This window comes from Caballeronia sp. M23-90 (assembly GCF_053574605.1).
In genome coordinates this window covers 1-8,221 of record NZ_JBSIPA010000294.1, presented here as the reverse complement: position 1 = coordinate 8,221, position 8,221 = coordinate 1, and the positions used below count along the sequence as shown (strand labels likewise).

The following is an 8,221-nucleotide window of genomic DNA, read 5'->3' as shown; positions in this document are numbered from 1 at the left end:
CTGCCGCGCTCGCCAAAAGCGAAGAAGTGATCCGGTACGAACCGCTCGAAGCGATTCTCACGCCGCGCGATGCCAAGGCGAAGAAGGAATTCGTGTTGCCGCCGCTGCATTTGAAACGTGGCGATCCTAGATCAGGAGTGCAAGCACCAGCACCGGACTGCTCGACAAACCGACAAGGCCGATCGCCGCGCCCCAGATGAGCGCGCCTTGAATGGGTTTATCGCAACTGCGCACGAGGCCGTACACGAGCATGGCGGTACCGGCGAACTGGGCAAGCTGAGGCGTGGTTTCGTGGCCACGCTCGGCAAGACCAAAGCAGGCGAGCAAGATGAGCAGGGCGCCGTCGGCGAGCGTGCGGCCGTAGTCACGCGGTTCCGGTTCGCCGCCGAACGCGTACTTGAAGGGCTGCGCTTCGTCGCGGCGGCCGAGCAAATACGCCGTGTACCAGACAAACGCGCACGCAATACAAAAGAGCAGGCCGGTGACGACCCGCGAGGCGTTGCTGGCATCGACCCAAGGGCTCAGCAGGCGAATGAAACCCGCGCCGAACCAATAGATGAACGGGCCGTCGGAGGTCAGCGCCTTGCCGACCAGATTCGGCAATAGCCAGTCCTTGACGCTGCCGTTGGCCATCGTCCACATCACGCCGAAACCTGCCGCGTCCTCGTTTTTCCACGGATCGCGGCCGAACAGGCCAAACGACGCATAGACGATACAAATGGTCAGCAGCAGCCAGCGCGGCAGGGCGCTGGTTGCGGAGGCGGTCAGACGGATGACATTTCGCATGCGGTGGCGACAGGAAACAGAACGGATTGGGCGAAGCGGCGGCGCTGGATCAAGGCTGGCAAGCCCGGGAGCGCGCGGTTTTCGTGACGCTTTTTCGTCACTTTTTAGTTAGTGCAATTTTTAACGAATCCGGCATTGTAGACGGGAGCCGTCGCGCGCGTCGTTGCGGTGCGTAGACGACGGGCTTCCGACGAAAATTCAAGCGAAAAAAAAGGCAGCTTTCGCTGCCTTTCTTCAGTGCTGCAATTCTGCTGAATTACTTCTTCGACGAGAACGCTGCGAACTTCTTGTTGAACTTCTCGACACGGCCGGCCGTGTCCATGATCTTTTGCTGACCGGTGTAGAACGGATGCGATTCCGACGACACTTCGATCTTTGCCAGCGGGTACTGCTTGCCTTCGAACTCGCCGGTTTCGCGCGTGTTGATGGTCGAACGCGTAATGAATTTGAAATCATTCGACATGTCGACGAACAGCACTTCGCGGTAATTCGGGTGAATGCCTTCTTTCATGGTCTTTCCTTTGGTATCTGTTGGTAGCCAGCCCGCTCAACGTGCGCTCAGTATGACGTTTGTCACTTTTCCCGAGCGCGAGCCACTTGCCTGAGGTCGAAAACCGTGGATTATGCCAGAAAATCAGTCGCCTGGCATGTTTTTGGGGCACTCTGGCCAAGCGCTTACGCAAGCGCGCCCACGTTCGCCGGGTCTTGCCGGTAGTAACGCGCGAGCAGCCGATACAACTCGGGATAGTCCCGTTCGAAGGCCGCCGGTTTCACGAACAGGGCCTCGCTGCACACCGCGAAAAACTCCGACGGATGGTCGGCCGCGTACGGATCGATCAGGGATTCGCGCTCGAAACGGTTCCATCGGCGGTCGGAGACGGCGTCGACTTGAGCGCAGAAATGGTCGTAGGCATGATCGAAGACATCGTTCCAGGCCACGGAATCGAGCGGCGCATGCCATTTGCGGTAGAGCGGCGGGTGTCCATCCGCCTCGCCGTTGAGCATGTCGATCTTGTGCGCGAACTCATGGATCACGACGTTGTACGCGTCCTCCCCGCCGGTCATCTGCGCGTCCTCCCACGACAACACCACCGGGCCGCCTTCCCAAGCCTCCCCGCTGGCGTCGTGTTCGATCTCATGCACCACGCCGTCCTCGTCCTCGACCGTTTTCTTGATGACGAACTCGCCCGGGTACACGATCACGCCCACCCATCCGCGATACAACTCCAGGCTCAGGTTCAGCACCGGCAGGCAGGCCTGCAAGGCGATGGAGACGATCATCGCGTCGGTCAGCGGCAGATCGTGCGCCGTCGAAAATTCCTTCTCGGCGATGAAAAGCGTCGTGTTCTCACGCAGACGCTCCAGGTCGCCGGCACTAAGATGGCCGAAAAACGGCAGCCGGTCGAGCGTGGTTTGCCATAGCGCGTCATCGATCGCGTACTTGCGCAGCGCCCGTTCGCGACGATTCCCGCCGATCAGCCGGGTCAGAAAATTGGCCATGAGGTCCGTGTCAGTCTCTCGAATTCAGTCAATCTGTTTTTGCCATGCCGCGAACAGACCACCGCAAATCGCGACGCCCATCAGGAAATAAAAGCCATCGAGCGACGCCAGGAAACTCGCCTGCTGCGTGACCATACGGGAAATCGTCACGAGGGCGAGCGCGTGAGCCTCACCGGCCGTATGGCCGGCAGCGGCAAACCCGTGCGCGAGCGTGGCTGCGGCGTTCTGGAACTCCGGATTGTACGGATTCACGGCTTCGGCGAGCCGCGATTGATGCAGCGCCTGCCTGTGCTGCTCCACGATGATCACCGCCGCCGTCGCAAACGAGAGCGTCAACTGCCGCACGATATTCTTCAGCCGGTAGCCATGCGTGAACTCTTCTATGGCGAAGATCTTGAACGTGAGGTTCGCCACCGGCAGCACGATGAACAGCAACAGCAAGCCGCGCAGCAGCATCGGCAGGATGAGATCGATTTGTGCCACGCCCGGCGACATGCGCGTCATCATCCACCCGACCAGCGCTGCAATCGCAAACCCCGGCACGATGATCCATTTCTTCCGCGTGACGTACTTTGTATATTTGAAATAAAGGAAGAGCGCCGAACCTGATATCAGCGACGTTATCCCCACGAGCCGTCCGGCATTCTGAACTGGATACCCCAGTCCTTGTTCCAGAAACCGCGAGATCAGATAGCTGAATCCCGTGGACTCGAAGTAGTAGAGCATGTACAGCACGAGGCCAACCTGGAACGATCGCTCGCGCAGCGCGTGAAGGCGAACGAGTGGGGCCGGGTGATGCCACTGATGCCACGCAAACCAGACCAGCGCGCCGATGCCGGCTGCCGTCAGCGTCACCAGCGTCGGCGAGGTGGTCAAGTGCTCGAAGCGAACCTGTTGCATCACGATTTGCAATGCGCCCTGGGCGAACGCAAACACCAGATATGGCCAGAAGGACGTGGCGCCGCGTTCGTCGCGATGAACATTGCCCGAATCGGGCAACGCGAGCATCGCAAGGCCCGCGAACGCGAAACCCACCGGCGCCGTGCATGCGAACAACGCGCGCCAGTCGAAATGCGATACCAGCCAGCCGCCGAACAACGGCGCGATCGCGCTGCTGCCCACGATCAGCAGCAGGAAGGCGCGCGTCGCGCCGGCGCGTTTTTGCGGCGTGAAGCTGATCTGGATCAGGATGCGGCAGGCGCCCATCATCGGACCGATGAAGTAGCCTTGAAGGCCGCGTGTGAACATGAGTTCCAGCGAGGTTTCTGTGAGCGCCGACAGGATCGCGCCGCACGCGTAGAACAACATGCAACCAGCCACGTATCGCCGATGCCCCAGCCGGTCGACCCACCATTGCTGCTGCAAGATCCCGAGCACGGCCGCGACCGCGTAAGCACTCGATGACCACACGAGCTCGTCCGGCGATGCATTGATGCCGCCCGCAATGTAGCTCGCGAAGAACGAGAAGATGGCGTTATCGAAGTAATCCAGGCCGGTTACCAGCGCCAGCACCCACGGGAAGAAGTCGCCTCGCAGCCGCTCGACTGCGAATACCGGCGCCCGCGCGCTCATTACTTCTTGCTCCCCGGTTTGGCGCGCGTCTTAGATTGTTGTTCGAGGAGCGCTTCGGCGGATTGGCCTGCAAGCCGCGCTTCCACGTAATCCAGATCGAGCCGCAACTCCGCACGTACGGTCTGCGCTTCTTTCAGTTCTCGACGCACGTTTTCGATACGGGTATCGATGGCATCGAGTTGCTGTTGCAAGCCGTTCTTGATTCCGGCCAGCGAATCCGGCGAATAACGGTTGTGGCCCGCCTCGGTTTTTTCGAGCGGCCGCTTGAGCATCTCGACAATCCCGTGCAGCGAGAATCCGAGCGAGCGAAGCCGGAGAATGCGCCCGAACCGTTCCAGATCGTCTGCGCCGTATAGCCGATACCGCCCCTCGCTCCGGCTCGGCACAACAAGGCCGCGTTCTTCATAGTATTTCAGCGTGCGGGGCGTGACTCCGAGCCGCTCGGCGGCGTCGCGCACGGTCAGAAGTTCTTCGGACATGACGTTGGCCGGTTTGCGTTCCGGCGAGAAAGGTTTCCCTGAATTATAGATCAACATGAACGTGAACGTACACGTTGGGAATCCCGGTGCGGGTCTCGATGGACGAAAAAAAACCGCCCGCAATGCGGACGGCTTTCGTGTTCGGTTGGACCGTCGGGGCTCAACTACCGCCGCGGCGCATCAGATCGAAGAATTCAGCGTTGTTCTTGGTCTGGCGGATCTTGTCGAGCAGGAATTCCATGGACTCGACTTCGTCCATGTCGTGAATGAACTTGCGCAGCACCCAGACCTTTTGGAGCAGGTCAGGCTTGATGAGCAGTTCTTCGCGGCGCGTGCCCGACTTGTTCAGGTTGATCGACGGATAAACGCGCTTTTCAGCAAGACGGCGTTCCAGATGCACTTCCATGTTGCCGGTGCCCTTGAACTCTTCGTAGATCACGTCGTCCATGCGGCTGCCGGTTTCGATCAGTGCCGTACCGATGATGGTCAGCGATCCGCCTTCCTCGATATTGCGCGCCGCGCCGAAGAACCGCTTCGGACGTTGCAGCGCGTTGGCATCCACACCACCGGTCAGCACCTTGCCCGAAGCCGGCACGACCGTGTTGTAGGCGCGCGCGAGACGCGTGATGGAGTCGAGCAGGATGACCACGTCGTGCTTCATTTCGACCAGGCGCTTGGCCTTTTCGATCACCATTTCCGCGACTTGCACGTGGCGCGCGGCGGGTTCGTCGAAGGTGGAGGCGATCACTTCGCCGACCACCGAGCGCTGCATTTCCGTCACTTCTTCCGGGCGTTCGTCGATCAGCAGCACGAACAGCACGATATCCGGGTGGTTCGATTTGATGGCGTGCGCAATGTGCTGCAGCATCACGGTCTTGCCCGATTTCGGCGATGCCACCAGCAACCCGCGCTGCCCCTTGCCGATAGGCGAGATCATGTCGATGATCCGGCCTGTCACATTTTCCTCTCCGCGCATTTCGCGCTCGAGCGGCAGCGGCTTGTTCGGGTGCAGCGGCGTCAGGTTCTCGAACATGATCTTGTGCTTCGAGGCTTCCGGCGCCTGGCCGTTGACCTTGTCCACCTTGACCAGCGCGAAATAACGCTCGCCGTCTTTCGGGGTGCGCACTTCGCCTTCGATGGTGTCGCCGGTATGCAGGTTGAAGCGGCGGATCTGCGACGGGCTGATGTAGATATCGTCCGTGCTGGCGAGGTATGAAGTCTCGGGTGAGCGGAGGAAGCCGAAGCCGTCCGGCAATACTTCGAGCGTGCCGTCGCCGAAAATCGTGTCGCCGGTCTTGGCGCGCTTTTTAAGAATCGCGAACATCAATTCCTGCTTGCGCAGGCGATTGGCGTTTTCGATCTCCAGGCCATTGGCCATTTCGATCAATGCGGAGACGTGCTGAGACTTGAGCTCGGATAAATGCATACGGATTTCCCGCCAGGGAGAAGAGGTACAACAGAGAATTTGGGAGGAGAAGTGAGCTGAACGCTCAAGGACCTAAACCGTCTTGGTCTTGCAGTCTTAGGATTCTAGCATAGCACATGCCGACGGAGCCTCGAAAAGGCCTGGTGGCGATGGAACGCGCGCATGTTGTGGTCGCACAACATTTAGCGGGAATCCCACAGGTGCAACTAATCGCTTTTACTTGCTTTTCACTTGTGTGGCCTGGCACCGAAGCCAGGCCGTGCACTAATACAGACTTGCTGCTGAATCCGGGTCGCCGAATACGTTGCCTGACGCCGGCGTCCCGGATTCGATCTCACAGGTTACTGTCCAGAAACGCTGTCAGTTGCGACTTCGACAAGGCGCCGACCTTTTGCGCTGCAACCGCGCCGTTCTTGAAGAGGATCAGCGTGGGGATGCCGCGCACACCGAACTTCACGGGGGTGGATTGGTGTTCATCCACATTGATCTTCGCGATTTGCAGGCGGTCGCCATAATCCTTGGCAACTTCGTCGAGGATGGGCGCAATCATCTTGCAGGGACCGCACCATTCAGCCCAGAAATCGAGCAGAACGGGTTTATCCGACTTCGTGACGTCCTGGTCAAAGGATGCGTCGCTAATATGTTTGATCGATTCGCTCATTATGTAGATACCTCTCTGAATTCGAGGCCCGCGTTTGAATGCTCGCCACGATACACCAAAACAAGGAAATTGTTCTCCCGCGCCGCGGGGTGTAGAACCGCTCGCTTGGGTGGGCGCGAAACCGTTGCCAGTAAGCCGCTTCTGCCCGCCACACGGTGTTTAGCCGGTGCTTCAAAATGTCATCTTAGCTTACTTTGCTATCCGTTGCCGGGTACCGATAGGATGTACCCGGACCCGCGTTTTTCAAGATCTCCAAGCCGGTTTTTCTGCGTCGATTAAGGGGCGGCGAGCCATGAGGTGACGGGGTGAACGCAAGGGCGCTTGAGGATGGGGGTACGCAATGCGTACCAAGTCTGATATGATTCTGCGTGACGGGCCTCCTCGCATGGTGGCGCGGTCAACCTGGTCAGGTCGGGAACGAAGCAGCCACAGCCGTTTTCTACCAGTGCCGAGGGTCGGGCTCGTCACCTTCGCTTCATCTCCCCTGTTTTTATCTCTGCTGTTTCCTCGCATCTTTCGCTCCAGCTCTTACTTCCTTTGCGTCAAATGTATGGCCGCCTGAATCGCATTTCAATGCGTTTCCCGCAGCGCGCCGAACGTTGTTCGAGCCCGTGCCGTACCGCCTTGGAAACGCTTTGGGCTCTTGACGTTGCTGATACAATTTCGGCATGACCTATCAAGTTCTCGCACGCAAGTGGCGCCCCAAATCTTTCGCCTCGCTCGTCGGCCAGGAGCACGTGGTGCGCGCGCTCACGCACGCACTCGACGGCGGGCGGCTGCATCACGCTTATCTGTTCACAGGAACGCGCGGTGTCGGCAAGACGACGCTGTCCCGTATCTTCGCCAAGGCGCTCAATTGCGAGACCGGCGTGACCTCAACGCCGTGCGGCGTGTGCCGGGCGTGCAAGGAAATCGACGAGGGACGCTTTGTCGATTATGTGGAGATGGACGCGGCCAGCAATCGTGGCGTGGACGAGATGGCGGCGCTCCTCGAGCGTGCCGTGTACGCCCCGGTCGATGCGCGTTTCAAGGTCTACATGATCGACGAAGTGCACATGCTCACGAACCACGCATTCAACGCCATGTTGAAGACGCTGGAAGAGCCGCCCGCACACGTCAAGTTCATCCTCGCCACCACCGATCCGCAAAAGATCCCGGTTACCGTGCTCTCGCGCTGTCTCCAGTTCAACTTGAAGCAGATGCCGGCGGGACATATTGTCGGTCATCTGGAACACGTGCTGGGCGAGGAAAAAATCCCTTACGAGGCGCAGGCGTTGCGGTTGTTGTCGCGTGCGGCTGACGGCAGCATGCGTGACGCGCTTTCTCTCACTGACCAGGCCATCGCATACTCGGCGAACCAGGTGACCGAGGAAGCCGTGCGCGGAATGCTCGGCGCGCTCGACCAGAGTTATCTGATCCGTTTGCTCGATACGCTCGCGATCGGCGACGGGCCGGGCGTGCTGGCTATCGCGGACGAAATGGCGTTGCGCAGCCTGTCGTTTTCCACGGCGCTGCAGGATCTTGCCGGATTGCTGCACAAGGTTGCATGGGCGCAGTTTGCGCCGGCATCGGTGCTCGATGAATGGCCGGAGGCCGGCGATATCCGCCGTTTTGCCGATGCCCTCAGCGCCGAGCACGTGCAACTGTTCTATCAGATCGCGACCATCGGGCGTGGTGAACTGGGTCTCGCGCCCGATGAATACGCCGGGTTCACCATGACGCTGCTGCGGATGCTGGCGTTCGAACCAGCGGGTGGTCCGGGAGGAGGGGGCGGCGGCGCGCGTGTCAAGGCTGCGA

At 59.7% G+C, this 8,221-nt stretch carries 7 protein-coding genes, 1 other RNA gene and 1 pseudogene; 2 read left to right on the top strand and 7 right to left on the bottom strand.

The genetic code is table 11. The annotated features are described in order from the left end of the window. Positions 1-129 precede the first annotated feature (129 nt). From ACRXB1_RS24035 to trxA, 7 genes and pseudogenes are all read right to left on the bottom strand, one after another. Positions 130-786 (bottom strand): annotated as a pseudogene (locus tag ACRXB1_RS24035) (ArnT family glycosyltransferase); the annotation flags it as partial. A gap of 256 nt (positions 787-1,042) precedes the next feature. After that, a complete protein-coding gene (locus ACRXB1_RS24030) occupies positions 1,043-1,297 on the bottom strand; it encodes a type B 50S ribosomal protein L31 (RefSeq protein WP_056363961.1) in 255 nt (84 codons plus the stop codon). Between the two features lie 164 nt (positions 1,298-1,461). Next, entirely contained in the window at positions 1,462-2,286 is an 825-nt protein-coding gene (locus ACRXB1_RS24025; protein WP_449493453.1) for a M90 family metallopeptidase, read from the bottom strand. Between the two features lie 24 nt (positions 2,287-2,310). Then, positions 2,311-3,858, bottom strand: a complete 1,548-nt coding sequence (locus ACRXB1_RS24020) for an MFS transporter (RefSeq protein ID WP_449493452.1) — start codon at positions 3,856-3,858, stop codon at positions 2,311-2,313. Then, the gene (locus tag ACRXB1_RS24015) at positions 3,858-4,337 is read right to left on the bottom strand and encodes a MerR family transcriptional regulator (protein ID WP_449493451.1); all 480 of its coding nucleotides are present in this window, start codon (positions 4,335-4,337) and stop codon (positions 3,858-3,860) included. The genes ACRXB1_RS24020 and ACRXB1_RS24015 overlap by 1 nt, the downstream gene beginning before the upstream one ends. Positions 4,338-4,497: 160 nt before the next feature. Continuing rightward, entirely contained in the window at positions 4,498-5,763 is a 1,266-nt protein-coding gene (gene rho / locus ACRXB1_RS24010; protein WP_056363952.1) for a transcription termination factor Rho, read from the bottom strand. Positions 5,764-6,097: 334 nt separating this feature from the next. Beyond that, a complete protein-coding gene (gene trxA / locus ACRXB1_RS24005) occupies positions 6,098-6,424 on the bottom strand; it encodes a thioredoxin TrxA (RefSeq protein WP_031356443.1) in 327 nt (108 codons plus the stop codon). A gap of 370 nt (positions 6,425-6,794) precedes the next feature. Here trxA and ffs point away from each other — a divergent pair. Together ffs and dnaX are read left to right on the top strand one after the other, a co-directional pair. Then, positions 6,795-6,893, top strand: an RNA gene (gene ffs / locus ACRXB1_RS24000) — signal recognition particle sRNA small type. Positions 6,894-7,092: 199 nt separating this feature from the next. After that, positions 7,093-8,221: DNA polymerase III subunit gamma/tau (dnaX, locus tag ACRXB1_RS23995; protein WP_449493450.1), on the top strand; the 1,129-nt coding region annotated here is incomplete at its 3' end.